We start from the raw sequence: 23576 nt of genomic DNA on the forward strand, positions 1-23576 counted from the left end.
GCCACACGCGGTCGCAACGGCCGGTGCCTACCCGGCGCCGCGTGCGTCATGCAACCGCTGCAACGGCCGTTCCTCACCACCCCTGCAAGGAGCACTGCATGGCCTATCGCAATTACCACAAGCGCAAGATTGCAGACCGGGAACTTCATCCCGAAACCCAGATGATGTCGTACGGCTACGATCCGTTCCTGTCGGAAGGATCGGTGAAGCCGCCCGTGTTCCTCACGTCGACATTCGCGTTCCGCACGGCCGAGGACGGCGCCGAATTCTTCGACGTCGTGGCCGGGCGCAAGCCTTCACCCGAAGGTGAAGGCGCGGGCCTCGTCTACAGCCGTTTCAATCACCCGAACCTGGAGATCGTCGAGGATCGCCTCGCCCTGCTCGACGATTCCGAAGCGGCCGTCGTGACGTCGAGCGGCATGTCGGCCATCGCCGCGATCCTGCTGACCTTCCTGCGGCCGGGCGACTGCGTCGTCCAGTCCGTGCCGCTGTACGGCGGCACCGAAACGCTGATCTCGAAGTTCCTGCCCGAGTGGGGCATCCGCTCCGAAGTGATCGCCGACGGGCTGTCCACCGACGCGATTCGCGCCGCGCTCGAAGCGGCCGCGCAAAAGGGCACCGTGCGGATGTGCTACATCGAGACGCCCGCGAACCCGACCAACGCGCTGTTCGACCTCGAAGGGCTGCGCAGCGAGATCGACGCGTTCGAGGCACGCCACGGCTATCGCCCGCTGTCGGTCTGCGACAACACGCTGCTCGGCCCGCTTTACCAGAAGCCGTCGCGACAGGGCATCGACCTGAGCGTGTACTCGCTGACGAAATACATCGGCGGGCATAGCGACCTCGTCGCCGGCGGCGTCACGGGCGCTCGCGCGCTGATCACGAAGATCCGCTCGGTCCGCAGCACGCTCGGCTCGCAGCTCGACCCGCATTCGTCGTGGATGATCACGCGCTCGATGGAAACGCTCGTGCTGCGCATGCAGCAGGCCGCCCGCAGCGGCAGCGCCGTCGCCCGCTGGCTCGCCGACAATCCGCATCGGCCGGTGCGCGTGCTGCACCCGGAACTCATCGACGATCCGGCTTACCAGGCCGTCTATCAGCGCCAGTGCAGCGGGCCGGGTTCCACGTTCGCGTTCGTCCTCGACGGCGGCCGTGAGCAGGCGTTCCGGTTCATCAACCACCTGACGCTCTTCAAGTCGGCGGTCAGTCTCGGCGGCACGGAGTCGCTGATCTGCCATCCGGCGTCGACCACGCATTCGGGCGTGCCGGCCGACGCACGTGCGGCGGCGGGGGTGTCGGAAGGGTTGATTCGCGTGTCGGTCGGGCTCGAACATCCGGACGACCTGATCGCCGACCTGTCGTACGCGCTGGAGCATTGCTGAAGTGCGTGGCATGCGCCCCGTGTCGGTTTGCACGGGGCGGCGCCGACTCGCGTGGCCGGCAATCGGTAACGCCTGCTGAGCAGGGATGCTGACGTTCAGATCCGACGAGATGGGCGAAGGGTCCTTCAGAGGCCTGTTCGTCGATCCGGTCGCTCACCACTGCTACGTGCCGAAGGTGATCGCCACGAAGATCCGACCGCGCGACGAGAGGCGGCCGAGCCGGTTCAAAGCACCTTCATCATGAACACGCGCGACGCGCCTTCCGGCTCGCACGGCACTTCGCCGAACGCTTCGTAGCCCTGCTTCCGGTAGAAATCCGGTGCCTGGAACGAGATCGTGTAGAGCACCGCACGCGCGCATCCCCGTCGTTTCGCTTCCGCTTCGGCCTCGCGCAGCAGCCGGCTGCCGAAGCCGCCGCCGCGCAGCGATTCGGGCAGGTAGAACAGGTCGATGAAGAAGAGGCCGAGCGACGTGCGCCCGGTCAGGCCGCCGATGATCTCGCCGGTCGCGGGATCGGTGACGTACACGTCGAGCGTGGCCGCGTCGGCGCGCCCCGTCATCGCGTGATTGAATTCGCCGAGCTTGCGGCTGATGAAGTCGTGTGCGGCCGGCTGTTCGGTGTCGGTGAGCCGGATGGAAACGTCGGGTTGCGTTGTCATGGGGCGGGTTCGGTCGAAGAGAGAGTCCGCCGGGCATGCAACATCCCGGGCGGGAATCGTACGACTATAGCGCGGCGGCGGGCATGCCGTGCCGGCTCACCCGCCGCCTTCGTCACCCGTCGTGACGCATCACGTGGCCGGCCGCGTTCATGCCCGTGCCCCACGCCTGCCCTCACGCCACCGCGAACGCCGCCTTCATGTCGGCGATACGGCGCCGCTCACGCGCGATCATCATCCGGTTCACGACGATCACACCGATCGTCACCGCCGTGATGAACAGCGTCGCCAGCGCGTTCATCTCCGGGTTCAGCCCCAGCCGCACGCGCGAGAACACCACCAGCGGCAGCGTCGTCGAGCCCGGCCCGGACAGGAACGCCGACAGCACCAGGTCGTCGATCGACAGCGTGAACGACAGCAGCCAACCCGACAGCAGCGCCTGCGAGATCAGCGGCAGCGTCACCACGAAGAACACCTTCAGCGGCGTCGCGCCGAGATCCAGCGCGGCCTCTTCCAGCGACTTGTTCATCTCCTTCACGCGCGACTGCACGATGATCGCCACGTACGACACGCACAGCATCACGTGACCGATCCAGATCGTCACCATCCCGCGCCCCTTCGGCCAGCCGAACATCTGCTCCAGCGCAACGAACAGCAACAGCAGCGAGATGCCCTGGATCACTTCCGGGATCACCAGCGGCGCGTTGATCATCCCCGTATAGAGCGTGAAGCCCTTGAAGCGGCCGAAGCGCGCGAGCACGAAGCCCGCCCACGTGCCGATCACGACCGATGCGGTGGCCGTCAGCAAGCCGATCTTCAGCGACAGCCACGCGGCGCTCAGCAGCTCGTCGTCGTCCAGCAGCGCCGAGTACCACTTCAGCGAGAAGCCCGACCACACCGTCACCAGCTTCGACTCGTTGAACGAGTACACGACCAGGCTGATGATCGGGATGTACAGGAACAGGAAGCCGAAGGCGAGGACGCCCGTCGACAGCGGTTTGCTCGGCTTGATCATTTCGCGTCCTCCAGTTCCTTGACCTGGTAGTACTGGAACAGCGCCATCGGCACCAGCAGCAGCAACACCATCGCGACCGTCACCGCGGACGCCATCGGCCAGTCCATGTTGTTGAAGAATTCATCCCACATCACGCGGCCGATCATCAGCGTGTCGGCGCCGCCGAGCAGCTCCGGAATCACGTACTCGCCCACCGCCGGGATGAACACCAGCAGGCTGCCGGCGATGATCCCGTTCTTCGACAGCGGCAGCGTGATGCGCGTGAACGCGACCCACGGCTTGGCGCCGAGGTCGTACGCGGCTTCGAGCAACGTGAGGTCCATCTTCACGAGGTGCGCGTACAGCGGCATCACCATGAACGGCAGGTACGAATAGACCATCCCGATGTAGACGCCCGCGTCGCTGTGATAGAGCCGCAGCGGCGTGTGGATGATGCCGAGCGCGATCAGCGTGTGGTTCAGGAGGCCGTCGTCCTTCAGGATGCCGATCCATGCGTACACGCGGATCAGGAACGACGTCCAGAACGGCAGCATCACGGCCATCATCAGCACGTTGCGGCGGTTCGGTTCCGAGCGCGCGATGTAGTACGCCATCGGGTAACCGATCAGCAGGCACAGCACCGTCGAGACAGCGGCCATCTTCAGCGAGCTGAGGTAGGTCGCGATATACAGGTCGTCCTGCAGCAGGAACGCGTAGTGCGACAGCTGCAGCGCGAAGTGCACGATGCCGTCCTTGATCTCGACGAGCGACGTGTACGGCGGAATGCCCATCACCTGGTCGGCGAAGCTGATCTTCAGCACCAGCACGAACGGCAGCGCGAAGAACACGGCCAGCCACACGAACGGCACGCCGATCGCGACGCTGCGGCCCGACGGCAGGAAGCGCGACAGCGCGGCAAGGCGGCCCGGGCGGGCGCGGGCGGCACCAGTGCTCGCGGCGCCGGTCGGCACCGGCGCGGACGGATTGGAGGCGGAGGTTCTCATCGTGGCGTCCTCACTGCGTCAGCACGACGCCGCTGGCCGGCGACCACGACACGAACACGTCGTCGTTCCACGCCGGTGCGTTGTCGTTCATCAGGTGCGAGCTCGACAGGTTCGACACCACCGTCTTGCCGCTCGGCAGGCGCACGTGGTACAGCGAGTAGCTGCCCATGTACGCGATGTCGGTCACGACGCCGCGCGCCCAGTTGTGTTTCGAGCCCGGCTTCTCGCGCGACACGTGAATGCGTTCCGGGCGCACCGAGATGCCGACCGGCATCCCGAGCGGGCCGGTGATGCCGTGGCTCACGTACATGCGGGCTTCGAGGTCGTCGCTTTCAACGAAGATGTGATCGGGCTCGTCCTCGACCACGCGCCCTTCGAACAGGTTGGTCGAGCCGATGAATTCGGCCGAGAAGCGGCTGTTCGGAAACTCGTACACTTCGCCCGGCGCGCCGATCTGCACGATCTTGCCTTCGCTCATCACCGCGAGGCGGCTGGCCATCGTCATCGCCTCTTCCTGGTCGTGCGTGACCATCACGCAGGTCACGTCGACCTTCTCGATGATGTTCACGAGTTCGAGCTGGGTCTTCTGGCGGATCTTCTTGTCGAGCGCGGACATCGGCTCGTCGAGCAGCAACAGCTTCGGGCGCTTGACCAGCGAGCGGGCCAGCGCGACGCGTTGCTGCTGGCCGCCGGAGAGCTGGTGCGGCTTGCGCTGCGCGTACTTGCTCATCTGCACGAGCGCGAGCGCATCGGCCACGCGCTCCTTGATCTCGTGCTTCGGCGTGCCTTCCTGCTTCAGGCCGAACGCGACGTTCGATTCGACCGTCATGTGCGGGAACAGCGCGTACGACTGGAACATCATGTTCACCGGGCGACGGTACGGCGGCAGCGACGCGAGGTCCTCGCCGTCGACGAAGATCTTGCCGGAGGTGGCCGTCTCGAGCCCGGCGAGCATGCGCAGCAACGTCGACTTGCCGCAGCCCGAGCTGCCGAGCAGCGCGAACAGCTCGTTCTTCGCGATCGTCAGGTTCACGTTGTCGACGGCGGTGCTGTCGCCGAATTTCTTCACGACGTTTTCGATGCGGACGAAGGCGTCGTTCGGCTTGAGCATGTCCGTCGCCGGGCGATGCAGCGCATCAGGTGTACTGAATGAATCCCGTTTCATGATGGTCCATGTTAGGCAGGTAAGCGAATCTCAGGCGTCAGGCGCAACCGGCCGGCCGGTCGCGCGGTGCTGGCGGGGAGGGATCGAGCGATTCCTCGTCCGCAACGAATGGCGCAATGAAACAGGGGGAGGCGGAGCGCACGACGATCGGCGGCTGTCAGTCGCGACCGACCGGACGCGTCGCGTTGGCTGTCATGAAGATTTCATCGGTTTTCATCGGGCTTTCCGCACGTTTCTGTCGTCTCCAGTGCGAATTTTTAAACCCGTCAAAAAGCTTTTGGATCGCGGATTACGGTTCCGGACATTGAACGGGATCGATGTTTGGCGAGGCGGGAAAACGGGGGCACGAGCCGGCCCCGTGCGGCAGCGCGGGTGCCCGGCGGCACGGGCGCCGCCGGGTGAAACGGAGGGTGGGGAAAACGAGCAGCCGGGCGGCCGCCACGCGCGGCCGGTGCGCCGCGCGGGTTACATCACTTCGCGTTCAGTTCCTTCCAGCGCCGGTAGACGTTGATCGCGTCGCCGTGCTTCTGCTGCACCATCGGCAACCGGCGCTCGTCGATCGGCTTCGCATATTCGGCGTAGAACGTGTCGAGCTCGAAATACTTGCGGTCGTCGCGGTAGAACGGCGCGTAGTCCTCGCGCGTCGTGATGTAGATCACGCGTTTGGGGCTGCAGTAGTACAACGAGCCGAGACACATCGGGCACGGGCTCGCGAGAATGTAGATCTCGCAGTCGCTCAGGTGCTCGGTGCCGAGCTTGCGGCACGCATCGCGCACCGCGAGGATCTCGGCGTGCGCGGTCGGGTCGCTGGTTTGCGCGACGAGGTTCGGGCTTTCCGCGACGATCTCGCCGTCGCGGACGATCACCGTCGCGAACGGGCGGCCGCCCTCTTCCACGTTCTTCATCGCAAGGTCGATCGTGCGCTTCACAAAATCCATGGCTGCGTCCTCGTTGAAACGGAGTGGCGGGAACGTGCGCCGGCCGGCGGCCCACGCACGTCGGGCAGGAACCTGCGCGGCACCGCGGCCGCGGCGCCGCGCCGGCATCAGAACGGCTTGGTCGGCAGGTACTTGCCGTCGAGCGTGATCACCGCGCGCGACCCGCCTTCGGGATCGTCGACCTTCTTCACGTCGAGCCGGAAATTGATCGCGCTGATGATGCCGTCGCCGAACTTCTCGTGGACCAGCGCCTTCAGCGTCGTGCCGTACACCTGCAGCATTTCGTAGAACCGGTAAATGGTCGGGTCGGTCGGCACGCGATCGTCGATGCTGCCGCGCAGCGGGATCATCTGCAGCAGCAACACCGCGTCGTCGTCGAGGCCGAGCTTGTCGGCCACGCTGCGTGCGGCGTGCGCCGGCAGCGCGTGCTGGCCGAGCAGCGCGGCCGTCACGAACGCTTCGCTCAGGCCCGTGCCTTCGGTGAGCTGCGCGAACGACAGGTTCTTGCGCGCCTTCGCGAGCACGATGGTTTCGGCAAGCGCGTGGCGGGCGGTCTGGCTGTGCTGGGACTGGATCATGGCAATTCCTCGTGGTGGGGTGGGAGCAATCCGGATTCAGGCCGCGACGGCAAGCGTCGCGGGCGTGGCGCGGACCTCGGGGTGGTCCGCCAGGGAGACGAACCGGCCGGTCGCGCCGTCGTAGGCGTCGATGCAGCCCGATTCGATGTCGTAGACCCAGCCGTGCAGCGCGAGACGCCCTTCTTCGAGCGCGAGCCGCACGGCAGGGTGCGTCTTCAGGTTCGCGAGCTGCGCGACGACGTTCTCGCGCACCATCGAGTCGATCCGCTCGCGTTCGCTGCGATGCGCGCGCGCCTCGTTCACGACGCGCGCCGAATCGGCGTAGCGCAGCCAGTGGCCGACGGCCGGCATGTGATCCATGCACTGGCAGGTGGCGATCGCGGTCATCGCGCCGCAATCGGAATGGCCGCAGATCACGACGTCGGTCACGCGCAGCGCGGCCACCGCGTATTCGACCGACGCCGATACGCCGCCCGGCTCGGGGCCGTATGACGGCACGATGTTGCCGGCATTGCGGATCACGAACAGGTCGCCCGGTTCGCGCTGAGTGACGAGTTCGGGCACGAGCCGGCTGTCCGAGCACGAGATGAACAGCGCCCGCGGGTTCTGGCTGCGCGCGAGATCGCGGAACAGCGCGGCGCGTTCCGGATAGGCGTCGCGCTGGAACTTCAGGAAGCCTTCGATGATGTCCTTCATCGTGTGTTCTCCGGTGCAAGTGGAATCGATGAAGGGCAGGTTACGCCGGACTTCCAATAACGTAAAAGACTGATTTATGATCTTCCCGATAAGCAGGACTTATAGGAACCACCATGCTGCTGCGCCATATCCACTACTTCCTCGCCGTCGCCGAGCACCGCAGCTTCACGCGCGCGGCCGCCGCGCTGCATGTGTCGCAGCCCGCGCTGTCCCAGCAGATCCGCCAGCTCGAGGAGACGCTCGGCGCGCAGCTGTTCGACCGCACCGGGCGCGTGACGCGGCTGACCGACGCCGGCGACGTGTATTTCCGCTATGCGCGTCAGGCGCTGCACGATCTCGCGGAAGGTCGGCGCGCGATTCACGACGTGCAGGACCTGAGCCGCGGCTCGCTGCGGATCGCGGTCACGCCAACTTTCACGAGCTATCTCGTCGGGCCGCTCGTCGAGGCGTTTCACGGCCGCTACCCGGATGTGTCGCTGTCGGTGCGCGAGATGTCGCAGGAACGCATCGAGGCGCTGCTCGCCGACGACGAGCTCGATGTCGGCATCGCGTTCGAGGACGTGCAGACGGCGGATATCGACGCGCAAACGCTGCTGGTCGAAACGCTCGCGCTCGTCGTGAACCGCGCGCATGCGTTCGCCGGGAAACGCAAGGCCGGCCTGCGCGCGCTGCACGATGCGCCGCTCGTGCTGCTCACGGCCGAGTTCGCGACACGCGTGCAGATCGACCGCTATTTCCGCGAGCACGACGTGCGGCCGCGCGTGTTGATGGAGGCAAATTCACTGGGGGCGGTGATCGAGATCGTGCGCCGCACGAATCTCGCGACGTTGCTGCCGGCGACGATCGCGACCGGGCACGACGATCTCGCTGCCGTCGCGCTCGATCCGGCCGTCCTGCGGCGCACGGCCGTGCTGCTGCAGCGCAAGGGGGCGTACCGGAGCGCGGCCGCGCGCGCGTTCGTCGAACTGGCGCTGGCGCAGGGGACAGGGAAATCGAATGGGGAAAGCATCGCGCGTGCGGCGCGCAAACGGATGTCCGGCTGAATGCCCGTCATGCTGAACGGCGGGAAAAGCCGGCGCGCGGGCATTCGACGCTTCACTCGAACGAAACGCCCGCGTTACGTTGAACCGACGCGAAGCGACCGCGCGTCAGTTGTACCCGAGAATCGCCACCGCCGCGACGTCCGGCCGATCGATCGTATTCCCGACGAGCGACGTCATCGGCTCCTGCAGCACGGCTTGATACGACGTCACGCGCGGCTCGTCCGGCGCGCCCGGCTCATCCAATGCCGGTTCGTCGAACGCGGCATCGAAACCACTGTAAAAGCCCGCTTGTGTCTGCGAAAAAGTCATCTCCATTCCTTTCATTGATTGTGTTTTAGATGGTCTAACCAGCCTGCTTCAACGCCGCCGCATGCACCGGCGCGCCGTCATGCGCGGCCTCCGATCGCGCCAGCTGCGCGCGCGTGCGCCGCGTGATGTGAATCACCGCGAACACGACCGGCGCGATCAGCAGGCCTTCCGCCAGCTCGGGATCGACCGGCAGGTTCATCACGTGCAGCGCCTTGAACGCCGCCGTCGCGAGCGACAGCACGTAGTACGAAATGGCCGCCACTGACAGCCCTTCGACGGCGTGCTGCAAGTGAAGCTGATTGCGCGCGGTGCGCTCCATGCCCGCCAGCAGGCGCGTCACGTCCTTCTCCTGCGCAAGGTTCACGCGCGTGCGCAGCAGGTCGACCGCCCGCGCGATCCGCGCGGCGATCTGCTCGTGGCGCGCCCATACGCTGCGGCAGGTTTCCATCGCCGGCGCGAAGCGGCGCTCCATGAATTCGGCGATCGTCGGCATCCCTTCGATGCGCTCCTCGCGCAGCTCGTGGATGCGCGCCAGCACGAGCTTTTCGTACGCCCGCGAGGCGCTGAAACGTGCGCCCGATCCCGACAGCGATTCGACCCGCACCGCGAGATGCGTGAGCTTGACGAGCAGCGCCGTGTCGTCGCCGTCCGCGCCGCTCGCGTCCATCCGCTGCATCAATGCGTGCAGCGCCGCGTGGATCTCGTCGAGCTCGCGGCTCATCCGGCGCGCGACGGGCAGCGCGAGCAGCGCCATCATCCGGTAGGTTTCGATTTCATACAGGCGCTGCAGCAGCCGGCCGCCCTGCTCTTCGCGAAAATCCTCGTCGACCACGAGAAAGCGCATGAAGCCGTCGTCGCGCACGTGCCAGTCGCAGAACACCTTGCCGCCGCCGAGCACGTTGCTGCCGACGAGCGCGGGGCCGTCGATCCAGCGGCGCAGGTCGCCGCACACGCGCCGCGCGGCGTCGCCCGACAGCAGCTCCATGCGCACCGCGACGAAGCGGATGCCGGCCAGCCGCGCGAACCACGCGGCCGGAATGCCTTCGATCGCGAGATCGTCGAAATAGCCGGTGTCGCGACGCGGCGCGACGAACGTGAAGGTCGAGAATTCGGTGTGACGCTCCCACTTCAGGTGCCAGCCTCTCGGCGACTGCACCGCGTAGTGCGTCGCGCCTTCGTGCGGCGCGGCGATGCCGGTGTCGCGGCACAGCGCGTGCAGCAGCGTTTCGTGGATGTCGGGCTGGCCGTCCGCGTAGATCGCGTAATGCGTGAGCGACACGGCTTCGGCGAGCCGCAGGAACGGCCGGGCATGCAATTCCGCGGCCAGTGCGGCGCGCAACGGATGGTCCATCATCGAGACACCACGCTTTCCTGTTCAGTGCTGCACGCCGGCTCGGCCGGCCCGAACGCCGCGCCACCCTCGGGTGAAACGTCAGCGTGATCGCACTATGGCAGACACACAGCAACAATAAAAACGCATAATGCTGATCGTTACGTTCAGTTTTCCTTATACCTATGAAGATGCTCGATCACGACGTGCTGGCCACCGTCGTCGCCGTCGCGGAAACCGGCAACATGACCCGCGCCGCCGAGGCCGTGAACCGCTCGCAGTCGGCCGTGAGCATGCAGATCAAGAGCCTGGAAGACGCGATCGGGCGGCCGCTGTTCGTGCGCAAGCCGCGCAGCATCGTGCTGACGCGCGAAGGCGAGGTGCTGCTGGGATTCGCCAGACGAATGCTGGCGCTGCGCGACGAGGCCTGGGCGGCCGTGGTACGGCCGGAAGTGACCGGCAAGGTCGTGATCGGCGTGCCGGACGACTATGCGTCGTCGCTGCTGCCGTCGGTCCTGAAGAAATTCTCGGCGACCTACCCGAAGGTCGAGATCCAGGTGATGGGGCTGCCGAGCAGCGCGCTCGCGCCGCTGATCAAGGACGGCACCGTCGATCTCGTGTGCGGCACGCGCATCAAGGGGCTGTCCGGCGACTTCATCCGCCACGAGCCGATGGCGTGGGCCGCGATGACGAACGGGCCGCGCGTGTGGGAAGAGCGGCCGCTGCCGATTGCGGTGTTCATGCCGGGCAGCGTCGCGCGCGAGAACGCGATCCGAAGCCTGGAGCGCGCGAAGGTGCCGTACCGCACCTCCTATGAAAGCCCGAGCCTGCTCGGGCTGCTCAGCATGGTCGAGGCCGGCCTGGCCGTCGCGCCGCTCGCGCGCTGCGCGATTCCCGCGCAGCTGTCGATGCTCGGCCGCTCGCACGGGCTGCCCGACCTGCCGCCGCTCGAGCTGATCCTCGCGCGCAGCACGAAATCGAAGCGGCCGCCGTGCGACTTTCTCGCGGAACAGCTGATGGAAGACCTGCAGCGGCAGACCGGGCAGACCGGCGAAGCCTGATCAGCGCGTCGCGCCGAACCCGGCCGCGCCCAGCGCCGCGTTGACGTTCGCGGCGACCGTATCGACGAGCGCCTCGAGCGTCTCGCCGCGCACGTGCCGGTGTTCCGGCGCGACGTGCTCCTTGCGTTGCCAGCCCCACTGCGCGCCCGACGCGACCGACAGCGTCGCGCCGAACGCGTTGCCGTGGCGGAGACCGAAGGTGCTCACGCGCCGCCCGGCCACATAGTCCTGTTCGGGCAAATAGAGCCGGATCTCGACCGCGACCTGGTCGCGATCGTTGACGCGCGCGGCCGGGCTGACCGTCGACGCGAACACTTTGCCGATCCGCCAGGTCACGCAGGTTTCCCACGCCGCGAGCGGCCCGCCGGCCGCGTCGACCCGTTCGGTGTCGACCGACCACTGATGCCGGTCGGGCAGGACGATCGCCTGGTGCAGCAGCACTTCGGCCACGCGCACCGTCGTCACGAGCTGACGCGCGAGCTGCTGGCCCGACGGCAGCGACGCCGTCCTTACGCGACGGCTTTCCGGCCGCGCGACAGGTACTGCTTCCATGAGGCCCATGACCCCTCCGTATTCAGGATCGGCGCCGCGCATGCTGTGTCGCGCGCCTGTCCGCCGCCTGCGGGCGGACGGCACAGCGACCGGCACTCGGGCGGCGGATCGGACAAACCATTCAGGAACGAGCAACAACCGTTCCTCGACTTACCGCGCGTTCGGCCCGAGGCGCAAGCGGCGGGCGACCGGCCCGATCACCGCATCGGCCTGCTGCGAGATCAGCATGTGCAGCGTGAAATCCAGGTCTTCCGGCGCGATGTCGAAGTGCACGTGAACCACGTCGCGCACGGCGCGCGCGCTGACGACGTACACGCCGAGCGGGGAATGCAGCAGCGCCGCGAGGCGGGCGTGCGCGGCTTCGCCGGAGGCGGCCGTCAGCGTGACGGGCAACTGCAGGCGCGGGCGCGGCGGCGGGAACGGAATGACGTTGTCGGGTGCGCCGGCGCGTAACGGGCGGCCGGCGACGTGGAAGGCTGGAACGGGACGAATGAAGGTCATGGAGCGGACGGAAGCCGTCTCGGCTGTTCGACACGTCCCCAGCTTAGAAGAGACGACATAAACGTCGTGCAAAAAAACGTGCCGCCGATGCAAAAAACGGCATGGGGGGACACATCACATCACCGGGCGATGACCGGTGACCGGCGGCCGGCGGTGCGCCGTCGTCCGCGCCCCGTGGTCACGCGCCGCGGCGCGCGTCGACTTCACCTGCGCCGCGGTCGCCTTGGCGTTGCTCCCGTTACGCGGCAAACGCCTCGAGCGACGCGCGCCGCCGCTCGTCGACCATCGATTCGATCAGCGACACCAGATCGTCGGTCAGCGGATCGCAGATGCCCGGCGAGCGATGCAGTTCGAGGTCGGCCGCCGGCAGCGACGGAAAGCCGTCCGCCTCGTCGAGCACGCGCCAGTTCTCGGGCAGCGTGCAGCGGTCGATCATCGTCACGGCCGCGCCGTGGTTCACCGCGATCTTGATGCCGGTCGGGCTCTGGCTCGTGTAGACGACATGAAACGACCGGTCGGCCGTCGCGAGCGCCTGCAGCCCGCGCTGCCGGTAGCAGCACGTTTCCGGGAACAGCGCGAGCGGCACCGACGCATGGCGGTCGAGCGCGAAATCGCGGTGCGCGGCCCACACGACGTCGTGCCGGCCGAGCACGCGCCCGCCCGCGCCGGGCCCGTGCCGCACGACGAGCGCCACGTCGAGCTCGCCGGCCTGCAGCCGGTCGAGCAGTTCGAGCGACATCCGGCAATGCACGTGCAGGCGCGCGCCCGGCCGCATCGCATAGAACGACTTCAGCAGGTCGGGCAGCCACAGCTCCGCGTAGTCCTCGGGCAGCCCGAAGCGCACGACGCCGCGGTCGCTGCTCGCCTGCTTCAGCGCGAGGATCGCGTCGTTCTGCACCTGGATGATCCGGCGCGCATGGATCAGGAAATTCTCGCCGTCGCGCGACAGCTCGAGCCGCCGGCTGTTGCGCATGAACAGGTGCGTGTCGAGCCGTTCCTCGAGCGTGCGGATGCGCAGGCTGATCGTCGACTGCGTGCGATGCAGTTGCCGGGCCGCCGCGGTGAAACCACCGCTTTCGACGACCGCGACGAATGCCCGGATCAGTTCCGGATCGAGCGAACTGAGCTTCGACCAATCGGGCTTTTGAATGGCAGCCATCGAAATTACTCGCTTTCGAAAAAAGTAGGGAAGACGAAAGATACGGCTCGGAGTACGCCGATTGTTGTCCGGATGCGCTCGGCCCTCCAACCCCTGCCCGGGTATGACAAACCCGGAGCCGGTACGCGCATGCCCACCCGCCGATCCCGCCCCGCCCGCCGTCACGACCACGGCCGAGGGCCGCCCGGCGGGCATGCGCGGGCCGGCTTCAGGGCTTTCCCGGAGACGACGAAAACTCATGGCCCGATCAGAAAACATCGATTCACCGGCCGCCTCACGGCCCACCACAATCGCCTCACCCCCACCTCATCGACGAGACACCGCAATGACCGCATCCCAACCCAGGCAGCTTTACATCGGCGAAGGCTTCGAAGGCCCCGGCGTCAACCTCGCACACATCAACGTGCTGGTCGGCCCGCGCAACGGCCCGGCGGGCCAGGCGTTCGCCACCGCGCTCGCGACGCCGTCGGCCGGCCATGCGCCGTTCGTCGTGATCGCGCAGCCGGGCGTGCCGACCAAGCCGCTCACGCTGTACGTGAACAAGGCGCAGATCGCCAGCGATTTCCACGGCAATGCCACGTGGGGCGCGTCGCAGGCCGGCATCGCGAAGGCCGTGGCCGAAGCGCTCGAGAACGGCACGCTGCCGCCCGAAGCGGAGAACGACTGGGTCGTCGTGTCGGCGAACTGGGTGAACCCGCAGACCGACGATCTCGACGCCGTATTCGAGAACAACTACCGCGCGTGCCGCAACGCGATCGTCGCCGCGATGGAAGGGCTGCCGCATCGCGACGCGGTGTTCGCCGCCGCCCGCGACGTGTCGAACCCGTTCTACACCCCGAAGAAAAACTGACGACGACAAGCGGCCGACGCGCGACGGACGGCCGCATCTGGAGGAAACATGGAATACGTCCGCCTCGGCCAGTCCGGCCTGAAGGTGTCCCGCCTGTGTCTCGGCACGATGAACATGGGCACCCCCGAATGGAAACCCTGGATCTTCGACGAAGCGCAGAGCGAGCCGATCGTGCGCCGCGCGCTCGACGCCGGCGTGAACTTCATCGATCTCGCGGATTTCTATTCGACGGGCGTCGGCGAGGAAGTGGTCGGCCGCATCCTGAAGCGCAACGCGCGCCGCGAAGAGCTCGTCGTGACGACCAAGGTCGGCTACGACATGGGCAGCTATCCGAACGCGGGCGGCCATTCGCGCAAGCACGTGCTCGACGGTATCGACGGCTCGCTGAAGCGCCTCGGGATGGATTACGTCGACATCTTCATGCTGCACTTCTTCGACGTGAACACGCCCGTCGAGGAAACGATGAGCACGCTGCACGACATCGTGCGTGCAGGCAAGGCGCGCTATATCGGCGTGTCGACGATGTACACGTGGCAGTTCGCGAAGATCATGCAGGCCTGCGAACGAAACGGCTGGGACAAGCCGATCAACATGCAGCTGCAGCTGAACCTCGCGTATCGCGAGGAAGAGCGCGAGATGGTGCCGTACTGCATCGATCAGGGCGTCGGCGTATCGGTGTTCAGCCCGCTCGCGCGCGGCCTGCTCACCTGCGAGCCGCAATCGACGCGCAACCAGACCGACTTCTTCACCGCGCAGATGTACGGCGACGCGTCGTCGCTCGCGATCGCGGCATCGGTCGCGAAGGTCGCGAAGCACCGCGGCGTGCCGCCCGCGCAGATCGCGCAGGCATGGGTGCTGAGCCGCCCCGGCATCGCGAGCATGCTGGTCGGCGCGGATTCCGTCGCGCAGTTCGACAGCGCGCTCGGCGCGCTCGAAACGCAGCTCACCGACGAAGAGCTGCACGAGCTGGAACGCAACTACACGCCGTGCGACCTGATCAACGACTACACGGCCGGCAAGCGCATCGCGCGCGAATCGCGTCCGGCGCAGGGCAGCTTCGCGACGGACTGAAGCACTGATGCACTGATGCACGAAGCTCCGAGGCACTGAAGGAACGATACACAATGAACGAATTTCTGAGGACCGGCCATTTCATCGGCGGTGAATGGCACGAATCGCATGGCGCGAGCGATGCAACCTATCCGGTGCTGAACCCGGCGACCGGCGAGACGATCGCGAAGGTCGCGAAAGGCGGCGCCGACGACACGCAACGCGCAATCGATGCGGCAGCACACGCATTTCCCGCCTGGCGCGCATTGACCGCAAAGGAGCGCGGCGCCCGCGTGAAGCGCTGGGGCGAGCTGATGCTCGACAACCGCGACGCGCTCGCCGAGCTGCTGACGCGCGAACAAGGCAAGCCGCTCGCGGAAGCGCGTGGCGAAGTCGCGTATGCGGCGAGCTTTCTCGAATGGTTCGCGGAAGAAGCGAAGCGCATGTACGGCGACGTGATCCCGAGCCCGAAACCGAATGCGCAGATCGTCGTCACGCGCGAGCCGGTCGGTGTCGTCGCGGCGATCACGCCGTGGAATTTCCCGCTGGCGATGATCACGCGCAAGGCCGGCCCCGCGCTCGCGGCCGGCTGCACGATGGTGCTGAAGCCGTCCGAGGAAACACCGCTGTCGGCGTTCGCGCTCGCGGTGCTCGCCGAGCGCGCGGGCGTGCCGGCCGGCGTGTTCAACGTGGTGTCGGGCGATGCGGTCGCGATCGGCGAGACGCTGACGAGTTCGTCCGTCGTGCGCAAGCTGTCGTTCACGGGTTCGACACGGGTCGGCAAGCTGCTCGCGAAGCAGTCGGCCGACACGCTGAAGAAGCTGTCGCTCGAACTCGGCGGCAACGCGCCGTTCATCGTGTTCGACGATGCCGATCTCGATGCGGCGGTCGAAGGCGCGATCGCGTCGAAGTTCCGCAACACGGGCCAGACCTGCGTGTGCGTGAACCGCTTTCTCGTGCAGGACGGCGTGTACGACGCGTTCACGCACAAGCTCGCGGATGCCGTGCGCAAGCTGCGTGTCGGCAACGCGCTCGCGAGTGAAGTCGACCAGGGGCCGCTGATCAACGAGGCGGCGCTCGGCAAGGTCGAGCGGCACGTGGCCGACGCCACCGCGAAGGGCGCGCACGCGCTCACCGGCGGCAAGCGCCATGCGCTCGGCGGCACGTTCTACGAGCCGACCGTGCTGACCGGCATGACGGCCGACATGCTGATCGCCGAAGAGGAAACCTTCGGCCCCGTCGCCGGCTGCTTCCGCTTCGCGACCGAGGAAGACGCGGTGGCCGCGGCCAACGACACGCCGTTCGGGTTGTCCGCGTACTTCTACACGCGCGACCTCGGCCGTGCGTGGCGCGTGTCGGGGGCGCTGGAGAGCGGGATGGTCGGCGTCAACGACGGGATCATCTCGACCGAAGTCGCGCCGTTCGGCGGCGTCAAGCAATCGGGGCTCGGCCGCGAAGGCTCGAAGTACGGCCTCGACGAGTACGTGGAACTCAAGTACACGCTGATGGCCGGCCTCGGCCGCTGACCGCCGGCCGCTCCCCGCGGTCGACCCGCGCCGCGCGCCGTCCGGCCGCGCGGCGCCCTGCACGGCACGCGCGGCGGCGCTCCGCCTGCGCGCGCTGCTGCGCGCCCGATAACAATCCAGGAGGCAGCTTGACTCAAGCCAACGTTCAATCCGGTACCGCACGCGCGTTGCCGCTGTCGCGTGACGCCGATGCGCCGCACCGCCCCGTCGCGCTCGACGACGTGCCGCTCAACCGCTTCCACGTGAAGATCGCCGGCCTGACGTTCGGCGCGCATTTCACCGAGGGCTACACGCTCGGCACGATCGGCTATGCGCTCGCCGCGCTCGGCAGGCAGATGCCGATCGACGCGTTCTGGATGGGGATGATCGGCAGCTCCGCGCTGATCGGCATCTTCTTCGGCAGCCTCGTGTTCGGCTGGCTGTCCGACCGGATGGGCCGGCAGAAGATCTTCCTGACGAGCTTCGTGATCATCACGGCGGCCGCGTTCGCGCAATGCTTCGTCACGTCGCCCCTCGAACTGTGTGTGCTGCGCGTGCTGATCGGCTTCGGGATGGGCGGCGACTTCACGGTCGGTCACGCGATCCTCGCCGAATTCTCGCCGCGCAAGCATCGCGGCGCGCTGCTCGGTTCGTTCAGCGTGATCTGGACGATCGGCTATGTCGCCGCGAACGTGCTCGGCCTCGCGTACAGCGACGCCACGCCGGATGCATGGCGCTGGCTGCTCGCGTCGGCGGCGTTGCCCGCGCTGATCGTGCTGGTGCTGCGGATCGGCACGCCCGAATCGCCGCGCTGGCTGCTCGGCAAGGGCCGGGAGAAGGAAGCACGTGCGATCGTCGCGAAGCATTTCGGGCCGCACGTGATGCTCGACGGTTCGACCGAGCCGCATGCGCATGGCGGCTTCGCGCGGCTGTTCCAGCGTGACCTGATCCGCCGCACGATGTTCAACTGCGCGTTTTTCGTGTGCCTCGTGATTCCGTATTTCGCGATCTACACGTTCCTGCCGACGATCCTGAAGACGATCGGCCTCGCCGAAGGTTTCGGCGCGGACCTGCTGCTGAACGGCTTCCTGGTGCTCGGCGCGCTGATCGGCATCTGGCTGACGATCCGGCTGTCGCGGCGCGGCTTCCTGATCGGCTCGTTCGCGGTGACGTGCGCGTCGCTCGTCGCGCTGGCGGTGCTGCCGTCGTCGGCGGCCGTCGCGATGATCGTCGCGTTCGCGATCTTCACGCTGACGATGTCGGCGTTCAGCAACCTCGTCGGCGTGTTCCCGCCCGAGTGCTTCCCGACCGAAGTGCGCACGAGCGGCGTGGGGCTCGCGATCGCGTGCAGCCGGCTCGGTTCGGCGATCGGCACGTTCCTGCTGCCGGTCGGCATCGCGACGCTCGGCTTTCACGCGACGATGTTCGCGCTCGCGGGCGTGCTGCTGGTGGGGATGATCGTGTCGATCGCGTGGGCGCCGGAGACGAAGCACCTGACGCTGGAGGAGGCGTCGGGGCATTGATGAGGGCGGCAGGTTGTGTGGCCGCCTGCTTCATCGTGCTCGATCGAGGCTTTCGTGTCGACAAGCCGCTGATACGCCGCGGCGATGCTGCGCTCGATTCGAACGAACCCGGCCGCGGCCGGGTTCGCTCATTTCGGATGCGATGCGCACGTTCGCTCAGAACAGGATCGATGCGTAGTCCCGCGCACCGTGCAGGACGTGAAGAATGTCGATCCGCGCAGGCGGATCGCCGACGACCCGATAGAAGATCTGGTAGTTGCCGTACACGCGGTGCCGCACGCCGTGACGCTCGTAGCGCGGCACCAGCGGAAACGCCAGCGGCATCGCGGCCAGGCTCAGGCATTGATCGCGAATCTCCCGCACGAACGTCACGGCGCGTTGCGGGTTGTCGCGTGCAATGTAATCGGCGACAGCTTCGAGTTCGGCAATCGCAAAATCGGACAGGCGCACGGTCAGGCCTGCCGATCCGCCTGGGCCCGATACTTCGCCTCGAGACGATCGAAGACTTCCGCTGCGTCGGCGCTGTGTCCGGCTTCCGCATCGGACAGGCTGCGCGCGATCACCGCGTCCAGCGCGTTCAGCTGTGCCTCGCGATCCTGGATGAGGCGTACACCTTCCCGAAGCACTTCGCTCTTGGATCCGTAGCGCCCCGATTCGACCAGCTTCGCGACGTAAGCCTCCAGTTGCTGCCCGAGTTCTGCACTGATCATGTCGACCTCCCGACCGGATTGAATTCGATCCGTCGAGCGTATCCAGTTTATCAACAGTTATCAAGAAGAGGGTCTCCAAAAGATCGGCACGAATGCTTTAGTGGTGCCGATCGTGGCGGATGAACGGAACGGGACGCGCTTCAGGCAGGCTGCTCTGGCGCCGGACCTTCATCCGGTTTTCGTGCGCACTCGTGTAGCCTTACCGGACCTCACCGTGCGAGCAGCGATCATGATTGAAGACATCGTCACGCCACAACCTGGCCTGAAGGTCTACCCGCCAGACGCCGACGTCTTTGCCGAGTCCAACGCCGCACTCGCGCGCCACCTGCATCCGCTGATATCGATCGACCTGTCGACGGTCAATCCGTCGTGGGAGGGCTGGATCCACCTGCTCAGCCCCGTCGAGCCGTACGACGGGCTCGTCGGGCAGGACACGGCCGCGTATCACAATGACTATCTGCGCGCGAACTGGATCGGGTTCCGGCTCGACGAGAACAACCGCTACACGCTGCTCGGCGACCCGCGCTACTTCTATCTGGAAAACCCGCCCGGCGCGCACGACGCGGGCTATCGCGCGGAACTGGAGGCGCACTACGCCGAGCAGCAGGCCAGCATCGAAACCGCGCGCAAGCGGTTCGCCGAATACGGCGTGCTTTACTCGTCCAACCAGTACGCGCCGGACGAGCGCGATTTCAGCCAGGAAAAGCCGTGCAACCTGATCGACCAGCTCGGCGGATCGGTCGGCTGGGGCAACTGGTCGGGCGCGTCGGATTTTCCGGTCGACGACCGCAATCCCGACGACATCCGGCCGATTGGCCCCGACGGTGCGCGCTTTCGCTTCGTCGCCCGCGTCACCGGCTGGGAATACCGCGCGATGGGCGCGGACTCGATTCTCCTGTTTTACGAGCCGGCCAGCCGCGTGGCACTGCTGACGTTCGACTGGTCGTAGGGCGGGCGGGACGGGCGGTCGCGCCGCTTCGTGATTGGCCGTTTGGCGGACTCTGCCCGCCGGATGAGCGCCGATATGCTGGGGGCTTTCCATTCATTGCCGGAAGCCATGCCCGCTCAAACTGTCGATCTCGGTCACGTCCTGCCGTACGAGACGACGTACTTCGATGATCGGCTCTCGGTCGATCGAAACGACCTCGATATTTCCGCGTTGCTCGGGGTGAGCGGCAGCGTCCCCGACGAACTGCTCGTTGCGTTGTGCGGCGCGCCGGCCGGATCGGAAATCCAGGCCTATCTCGACAGCGCGGACAGGCTGACGTTCGCCGTCACGCACCCGACATTGATCCGATCGGAGAATCGCATCGCCGTCTTTCGAGAATCGGACACGTTCGCAATCGAACTCAAGACAATCGATCTGGCTGATAGCGCTATCGCCGGCCTCGGAGCAGCCATGCTGTGGCGGATCGTCAGAGCGTGCGATACGCTGGGAATCACCCGCATCAACGCATTGGCAGCGGGTGGCCGCAAGGCAGCGCCAAAACCCGGCGGACGTCGACTGTTTGGGTACTACGCCTGGCCTCGGCTCGGTTTCGATGCGCCCATTCCCGACCAGCAAAGCGACGAAGCAGCCCTGTTCCAGTATTTCCAGAGCGACCCGGTCGGTCTGGCCGACGGGTCGCTTCGATCGCTGCACGCACTCTACGCAACGCGATTCGGGCGAGATTTCTGGCGCATCGCAGGATCACATCGCTGGATGACTTTCGACGTTACGCCGCACGGAAGATCCGTGCAGACGTTGCAGAATTACTTGATCGAAAAGGGGATTTACGAATGAACGCAAAGCACACGCCGATCGCAGGGTTCCGGATCACGCGCCGTGGTCGCCCGACGAGTGAACATCGTCCCGTTCGCCTCTCGGAAGCCCGCCGCCTCCTTGATGCAGTCGTCACGCGCGAACTCAATCACAGCCTGGCTCGGGTCATGCGCAAATCTGCCATTGAACACGACGCACGGGCCGCCGTCACATCCGCGTCCCCGCCGAAACGAGCCGTCTTCAACGTGGGGCGCATCGATCCCTCGAAGTGCCAGTTGCCGATCATCTCGGATGCCGAAGCAGAAGCCATGGCACGCAGGGAAACACTCATGCATTTCGGACACGCACCCGATCTGTGATCGGCTGAACACAACCACACATCCCGCGCCCACAACGATCGTACCGATCTCCCCCTTGGTAACGATCTTTGACACAGACGGAAGGCAGAAACACGACACGACCGGCGCGGACTGATCCGATTGTTTCCACAGAAAGATCAGCCGCGTCTCAGCAACGAGGCCCCCTACCCCCTTCTCCCCGCCTGCTCCCGCAACCACGCGGCAAACGCGACCACCGGCTCGACCGCCACGCTCTCCGGCTCGACATCGAGCCAGTACCCGAACGGCCCGATCGGCTGCACCGGCGACAGCCGCACGAGGCTGCCCTCGCCGATCTCCTCCTCGATCATGTTGAGGTCGACCACCGCGAGCCCCGCGCCCTTGCGCGCCGCGCGGATCGCCTGTTCGAGCGTCGAAAACTCGATGCCGTCGCCGATTCGCGCCGGCGGCACGCCCGCCTGCGCGCACCAGTCGGCCCACAGCGTCAGGCGCTTGCCTTCGTGCAGCACATGCAGCGACGGCAACCGGCCGAGCAGCACGTCGAGCGCATCGCCGCGATAGCGCGGCGCGCCGACGAGCGCGTGCCGCTCCATCATCAGCAGCTCCGACTGCATCCCGGCGCGCGCCGCGCGCCCGAAGCGGATGTGGCAATGGCAATCGTCATCCGGCTCCGTGCGGATCGACAGCTCGACGTCGGGCAGCGCCTCCGCGAGCGTGCCGAGCCGCGGCGAAAACCACTGCGTCGCGAACGTCGGCGGCAGCGACACCGTCAGCCGCCGCTTCGCGCCCGGCCGCGTGGCGGCGATTTCGCCGACGCCCCGTTCGATCGTGTCGAACGCCTGCCCGATGAACGGCAGCAACCGCTGGCCGGCATCGGTCAGGCGCACACCCTTGTGATCGCGCTCGAACAGCCGCGCGCCGAGCGCTTCCTCGAGCAGCCGGATCTGCCGGCTCACCGCCCCCTGCGTCACGCACAGCGAAACCGCCGCGCGGTTGAAGCTCAGGTGACGCGCGGTCTCCTCGAAAAATCGCAGTGCGATCAACGATGGCAGGCGTCGCATGATGTGTGTCCCCTTCGTTCGTATCGTTCGTATCGTTGCCGGCCGGCACCGCCGGCCCGCCTGCGGGCAGCCTTGTCACGACAAGGCACGCGAGCCGCCATCCCATAAACCCCCGCGCCCGCGGTCGCCGCCATTCAGCGTCGCCGCGCCCGCGCCACCCGCCTACAATAAGCATCCCGCACCCAACACGACACCGCCCCGTGAGACGCAAGATGCCGGCGCTGAATGCGCTGAAAGCCTTCGAGATGGCCGGCCGCACCGGCAGCTTCACGCGCGCGGCCGAGCTGCTCAACGTGACGCAGAGCGCGGTGAGCCGCCAGGTTCGCCAGCTCGAGGGCCAGCTCGGCGAAACCCTGCTCGAGCGCCGCCATCACCAGCTCGAACTGACCGCGGCCGGCCGCGTGCTGCTGCGCGCGCTGCAGCAGTCGTTCGACAAGATCGAGCTGACCGTGCGCAGCCTGCAGGAAAAAACCCACCTGAACCGCCTGCGCGCGAACGTGCCGCCCACCTTCGCCGCGCGCTGGCTGATGCCGCGCCTCGGCCGGCTGCGCGACGCGCATCCCGAATTCGAGCTGAGCCTCACGACCCGCATCCACGACAGCCTCGGCGAATCGCGCGTGCTCGACTGCGCGATCCGGTTCGGCGACGGCGAATGGGACGGCTTCGACAACGCACTGCTGATGCAGGAGCAGCATATCGCCGTCTGCGCGCCCGCGCTGTATGCGCGGCTGCGACAGGACGGCGCGCCGATCGACCTGAACCGCTTCACGCTGCTGCACGTGCTCGCCACCGACGACCAGCGCTACCTGACCTGGCAGCACTGGCTGAAAGCGGCCGGCATCGCCGACGTCGACACGCGCGGCGGCTACGAATTCGACCTGCTCGACCATGCGATCCGCGCGGCGATCGACGGCCTCGGCATCACGATCGCGGACCGCCACATGGTCGCGCGCGAACTCGCGACCGGGCAGCTGATGCAGGTGCTCAACGTGCACGTCGACGGCCACCAGTCGTACTGGTTCGTCACGCGGCCCGAGCAGACGAACCTGCCGCACATCGTCCAGTTCCGCGACTGGCTGCAGCAGGAAGTGTGGCTCGCGAAGCGCCATCTCGAACCGTCGTCGCCGCTGCCGCAAGTGCCGCTGGCCTAGCGCGCGACCCGCCCCAACCACGCTCGACAGCTCTCGACCCTCCACCGCGGGCGACACCTTACCGCCTCCCGCGTCAGTCCGCACTCGGACCAGTCGGAAAATACGACAGCCCTCCGCCCGCTCCATTCCAGGCCCACGCCACGGCAGCCTTGCCGGACGGGCGACTCCGGCCGATTCGCCGAGTAACGTGCGCTTTTCTCATGCTCGACGCGAAAATAAGTCGTTTGTCGTGCGCTAAACGCATGAACAGAATGGCCG

Annotated in this window: 26 protein-coding genes; 11 read left to right on the top strand and 15 right to left on the bottom strand. The window is 66.8% G+C overall.

What is annotated here, in order from left to right; translation table 11 throughout:
- The first annotated feature begins 98 nt into the window (after positions 1-98).
- Positions 99-1382: a cystathionine gamma-synthase family protein gene (locus CFB43_RS30700; RefSeq protein WP_089497845.1), complete on the top strand. Its 1284-nt coding sequence runs from the start codon at positions 99-101 to the stop codon at positions 1380-1382.
- A 224-nt stretch (positions 1383-1606) separates the two neighbouring features.
- Here the strand turns inward: CFB43_RS30700 and CFB43_RS30705 are convergent, their stop codons facing one another.
- From CFB43_RS30705 to CFB43_RS30735, 7 genes are all read right to left on the bottom strand, one after another.
- Positions 1607-2041, bottom strand: a complete 435-nt coding sequence (locus CFB43_RS30705; protein ID WP_089497846.1) for a GNAT family N-acetyltransferase — start codon at positions 2039-2041, stop codon at positions 1607-1609.
- 172 nt (positions 2042-2213) lie between these two features.
- A complete protein-coding gene (locus CFB43_RS30710) occupies positions 2214-3053 on the bottom strand; it encodes an ABC transporter permease subunit (RefSeq protein ID WP_089473679.1) in 840 nt (279 codons plus the stop codon).
- Positions 3050-4036 (bottom strand): ABC transporter permease subunit, encoded by a 987-nt coding sequence (locus CFB43_RS30715; RefSeq protein ID WP_089495778.1) that lies wholly within the window; start codon positions 4034-4036, stop codon positions 3050-3052. Before CFB43_RS30715 ends, CFB43_RS30710 begins: the two co-directional genes overlap by 4 nt.
- A 10-nt stretch (positions 4037-4046) precedes the next feature.
- Positions 4047-5147 (bottom strand): ABC transporter ATP-binding protein, encoded by a 1101-nt coding sequence (locus CFB43_RS30720; RefSeq protein ID WP_226273003.1) that lies wholly within the window; start codon positions 5145-5147, stop codon positions 4047-4049.
- A gap of 524 nt (positions 5148-5671) precedes the next feature.
- Positions 5672-6139: a nucleoside deaminase gene (locus tag CFB43_RS30725; protein ID WP_089443473.1), complete on the bottom strand. Its 468-nt coding sequence runs from the start codon at positions 6137-6139 to the stop codon at positions 5672-5674.
- A 107-nt stretch (positions 6140-6246) separates the two neighbouring features.
- Positions 6247-6717 carry a cyanase gene (cynS, locus tag CFB43_RS30730; RefSeq protein ID WP_089497848.1) on the bottom strand — a complete coding sequence of 157 codons (471 nt, stop codon included), beginning with the start codon at positions 6715-6717 and terminating at the stop codon, positions 6247-6249.
- Between the two features lie 36 nt (positions 6718-6753).
- Positions 6754-7413 carry a carbonic anhydrase gene (locus CFB43_RS30735; RefSeq protein ID WP_089497849.1) on the bottom strand — a complete coding sequence of 220 codons (660 nt, stop codon included), beginning with the start codon at positions 7411-7413 and terminating at the stop codon, positions 6754-6756.
- Positions 7414-7526: 113 nt separating this feature from the next.
- On the opposite strand from CFB43_RS30735, the gene cynR reads away from it, so the two are divergent.
- Entirely contained in the window at positions 7527-8456 is a 930-nt protein-coding gene (gene cynR, locus CFB43_RS30740) for a transcriptional regulator CynR (protein ID WP_089497850.1), read from the top strand.
- Positions 8457-8561: 105 nt separating this feature from the next.
- On the opposite strand, the gene CFB43_RS30745 is transcribed toward cynR, so the two are convergent.
- Both CFB43_RS30745 and CFB43_RS30750 read right to left on the bottom strand, forming a co-directional pair.
- A complete protein-coding gene (locus tag CFB43_RS30745) occupies positions 8562-8765 on the bottom strand; it encodes a hypothetical protein (RefSeq protein WP_089498199.1) in 204 nt (67 codons plus the stop codon).
- A gap of 34 nt (positions 8766-8799) precedes the next feature.
- Entirely contained in the window at positions 8800-10119 is a 1320-nt protein-coding gene (locus tag CFB43_RS30750) for a DUF3422 family protein (protein WP_089497851.1), read from the bottom strand.
- A gap of 161 nt (positions 10120-10280) precedes the next feature.
- Here CFB43_RS30750 and CFB43_RS30755 point away from each other — a divergent pair, with 161 nt between their 5' ends.
- Positions 10281-11156 carry a LysR family transcriptional regulator gene (locus CFB43_RS30755; RefSeq protein ID WP_089428468.1) on the top strand — a complete coding sequence of 292 codons (876 nt, stop codon included), beginning with the start codon at positions 10281-10283 and terminating at the stop codon, positions 11154-11156.
- Here the strand turns inward: CFB43_RS30755 and CFB43_RS30760 are convergent, their stop codons facing one another.
- The 3 genes from CFB43_RS30760 to CFB43_RS30770 form a co-directional block, all read right to left on the bottom strand.
- Positions 11157-11717 carry a hypothetical protein gene (locus CFB43_RS30760; protein ID WP_089497852.1) on the bottom strand — a complete coding sequence of 187 codons (561 nt, stop codon included), beginning with the start codon at positions 11715-11717 and terminating at the stop codon, positions 11157-11159.
- A gap of 141 nt (positions 11718-11858) precedes the next feature.
- The gene (locus CFB43_RS30765; RefSeq protein ID WP_089497853.1) at positions 11859-12209 is read right to left on the bottom strand and encodes a hypothetical protein; all 351 of its coding nucleotides are present in this window, start codon (positions 12207-12209) and stop codon (positions 11859-11861) included.
- Positions 12210-12447: 238 nt separating this feature from the next.
- Positions 12448-13368: a LysR family transcriptional regulator gene (locus CFB43_RS30770; RefSeq protein WP_089443484.1), complete on the bottom strand. Its 921-nt coding sequence runs from the start codon at positions 13366-13368 to the stop codon at positions 12448-12450.
- 325 nt (positions 13369-13693) lie between these two features.
- Here CFB43_RS30770 and fae point away from each other — a divergent pair, with 325 nt between their 5' ends.
- From fae to CFB43_RS30790, 4 genes are all read left to right on the top strand, one after another.
- Positions 13694-14218 (top strand): formaldehyde-activating enzyme, encoded by a 525-nt coding sequence (gene fae, locus CFB43_RS30775; protein ID WP_011356415.1) that lies wholly within the window; start codon positions 13694-13696, stop codon positions 14216-14218.
- Positions 14219-14266: 48 nt separating this feature from the next.
- The gene (locus CFB43_RS30780) at positions 14267-15289 is read left to right on the top strand and encodes an aldo/keto reductase (protein WP_089497854.1); all 1023 of its coding nucleotides are present in this window, start codon (positions 14267-14269) and stop codon (positions 15287-15289) included.
- A 53-nt stretch (positions 15290-15342) separates the two neighbouring features.
- Positions 15343-16794: an NAD-dependent succinate-semialdehyde dehydrogenase gene (locus tag CFB43_RS30785; protein WP_089497855.1), complete on the top strand. Its 1452-nt coding sequence runs from the start codon at positions 15343-15345 to the stop codon at positions 16792-16794.
- Positions 16795-16961: 167 nt separating this feature from the next.
- Positions 16962-18296, top strand: coding sequence for an MFS transporter (locus CFB43_RS30790; protein WP_256990161.1), 1335 nt, complete (start codon positions 16962-16964; stop codon positions 18294-18296).
- A gap of 156 nt (positions 18297-18452) precedes the next feature.
- On the opposite strand, the gene CFB43_RS30795 is transcribed toward CFB43_RS30790, so the two are convergent.
- Positions 18453-18746 (bottom strand): type II toxin-antitoxin system RelE/ParE family toxin, encoded by a 294-nt coding sequence (locus CFB43_RS30795; protein WP_089497857.1) that lies wholly within the window; start codon positions 18744-18746, stop codon positions 18453-18455.
- A 2-nt stretch (positions 18747-18748) separates the two neighbouring features.
- The gene (locus tag CFB43_RS30800; protein ID WP_089457468.1) at positions 18749-19006 is read right to left on the bottom strand and encodes a type II toxin-antitoxin system ParD family antitoxin; all 258 of its coding nucleotides are present in this window, start codon (positions 19004-19006) and stop codon (positions 18749-18751) included.
- A gap of 229 nt (positions 19007-19235) precedes the next feature.
- On the opposite strand from CFB43_RS30800, the gene CFB43_RS30805 reads away from it, so the two are divergent.
- From CFB43_RS30805 to CFB43_RS38095, 3 genes are all read left to right on the top strand, one after another.
- Entirely contained in the window at positions 19236-19955 is a 720-nt protein-coding gene (locus CFB43_RS30805; RefSeq protein ID WP_089497858.1) for a hypothetical protein, read from the top strand.
- Positions 19956-20018: 63 nt separating this feature from the next.
- Positions 20019-20789, top strand: coding sequence for a hypothetical protein (locus CFB43_RS30810; RefSeq protein ID WP_256990139.1), 771 nt, complete (start codon positions 20019-20021; stop codon positions 20787-20789).
- Positions 20786-21127 (top strand): hypothetical protein, encoded by a 342-nt coding sequence (locus CFB43_RS38095; RefSeq protein WP_144023133.1) that lies wholly within the window; start codon positions 20786-20788, stop codon positions 21125-21127. Before CFB43_RS30810 ends, CFB43_RS38095 begins: the two co-directional genes overlap by 4 nt.
- Positions 21128-21291: 164 nt before the next feature.
- Here CFB43_RS38095 and CFB43_RS30815 read toward each other — a convergent pair whose 3' ends face one another.
- The gene (locus tag CFB43_RS30815) at positions 21292-22167 is read right to left on the bottom strand and encodes a LysR substrate-binding domain-containing protein (protein ID WP_089497860.1); all 876 of its coding nucleotides are present in this window, start codon (positions 22165-22167) and stop codon (positions 21292-21294) included.
- 212 nt (positions 22168-22379) lie between these two features.
- Between CFB43_RS30815 and CFB43_RS30820 the strand changes: the two genes are divergently transcribed.
- Positions 22380-23318: a LysR substrate-binding domain-containing protein gene (locus CFB43_RS30820; protein WP_011356424.1), complete on the top strand. Its 939-nt coding sequence runs from the start codon at positions 22380-22382 to the stop codon at positions 23316-23318.
- Positions 23319-23576 lie beyond the last annotated feature (258 nt).

Source organism: Burkholderia sp. AU15512, assembly GCF_002223325.1.
Lineage (GTDB): Bacteria > Pseudomonadota > Gammaproteobacteria > Burkholderiales > Burkholderiaceae > Burkholderia.

Coding starts and splice junctions, on each gene's coding strand:
- CFB43_RS30700 (WP_089497845.1), top strand. CDS start 99: ATGGCCTATCGCAATTACCACAAGCGCAAGATTGCAGACCGGGAACTT.
- CFB43_RS30705 (WP_089497846.1), bottom strand. CDS start 2,041: ATGACAACGCAACCCGACGTTTCCATCCGGCTCACCGACACCGAACAG.
- CFB43_RS30710 (WP_089473679.1), bottom strand. CDS start 3,053: ATGATCAAGCCGAGCAAACCGCTGTCGACGGGCGTCCTCGCCTTCGGC.
- CFB43_RS30715 (WP_089495778.1), bottom strand. CDS start 4,036: ATGAGAACCTCCGCCTCCAATCCGTCCGCGCCGGTGCCGACCGGCGCC.
- CFB43_RS30720 (WP_226273003.1), bottom strand. CDS start 5,147: ATGCTCAAGCCGAACGACGCCTTCGTCCGCATCGAAAACGTCGTGAAG.
- CFB43_RS30725 (WP_089443473.1), bottom strand. CDS start 6,139: ATGGATTTTGTGAAGCGCACGATCGACCTTGCGATGAAGAACGTGGAA.
- cynS (WP_089497848.1), bottom strand. CDS start 6,717: ATGATCCAGTCCCAGCACAGCCAGACCGCCCGCCACGCGCTTGCCGAA.
- CFB43_RS30735 (WP_089497849.1), bottom strand. CDS start 7,413: ATGAAGGACATCATCGAAGGCTTCCTGAAGTTCCAGCGCGACGCCTAT.
- cynR (WP_089497850.1), top strand. CDS start 7,527: ATGCTGCTGCGCCATATCCACTACTTCCTCGCCGTCGCCGAGCACCGC.
- CFB43_RS30745 (WP_089498199.1), bottom strand. CDS start 8,765: ATGACTTTTTCGCAGACACAAGCGGGCTTTTACAGTGGTTTCGATGCC.
- CFB43_RS30750 (WP_089497851.1), bottom strand. CDS start 10,119: ATGATGGACCATCCGTTGCGCGCCGCACTGGCCGCGGAATTGCATGCC.
- CFB43_RS30755 (WP_089428468.1), top strand. CDS start 10,281: ATGAAGATGCTCGATCACGACGTGCTGGCCACCGTCGTCGCCGTCGCG.
- CFB43_RS30760 (WP_089497852.1), bottom strand. CDS start 11,717: ATGGGCCTCATGGAAGCAGTACCTGTCGCGCGGCCGGAAAGCCGTCGC.
- CFB43_RS30765 (WP_089497853.1), bottom strand. CDS start 12,209: ATGACCTTCATTCGTCCCGTTCCAGCCTTCCACGTCGCCGGCCGCCCG.
- CFB43_RS30770 (WP_089443484.1), bottom strand. CDS start 13,368: ATGGCTGCCATTCAAAAGCCCGATTGGTCGAAGCTCAGTTCGCTCGAT.
- fae (WP_011356415.1), top strand. CDS start 13,694: ATGACCGCATCCCAACCCAGGCAGCTTTACATCGGCGAAGGCTTCGAA.
- CFB43_RS30780 (WP_089497854.1), top strand. CDS start 14,267: ATGGAATACGTCCGCCTCGGCCAGTCCGGCCTGAAGGTGTCCCGCCTG.
- CFB43_RS30785 (WP_089497855.1), top strand. CDS start 15,343: ATGAACGAATTTCTGAGGACCGGCCATTTCATCGGCGGTGAATGGCAC.
- CFB43_RS30800 (WP_089457468.1), bottom strand. CDS start 19,006: ATGATCAGTGCAGAACTCGGGCAGCAACTGGAGGCTTACGTCGCGAAG.
- CFB43_RS30805 (WP_089497858.1), top strand. CDS start 19,236: ATGATTGAAGACATCGTCACGCCACAACCTGGCCTGAAGGTCTACCCG.
- CFB43_RS30810 (WP_256990139.1), top strand. CDS start 20,019: ATGAGCGCCGATATGCTGGGGGCTTTCCATTCATTGCCGGAAGCCATG.
- CFB43_RS38095 (WP_144023133.1), top strand. CDS start 20,786: ATGAACGCAAAGCACACGCCGATCGCAGGGTTCCGGATCACGCGCCGT.
- CFB43_RS30815 (WP_089497860.1), bottom strand. CDS start 22,167: ATGCGACGCCTGCCATCGTTGATCGCACTGCGATTTTTCGAGGAGACC.
- CFB43_RS30820 (WP_011356424.1), top strand. CDS start 22,380: ATGCCGGCGCTGAATGCGCTGAAAGCCTTCGAGATGGCCGGCCGCACC.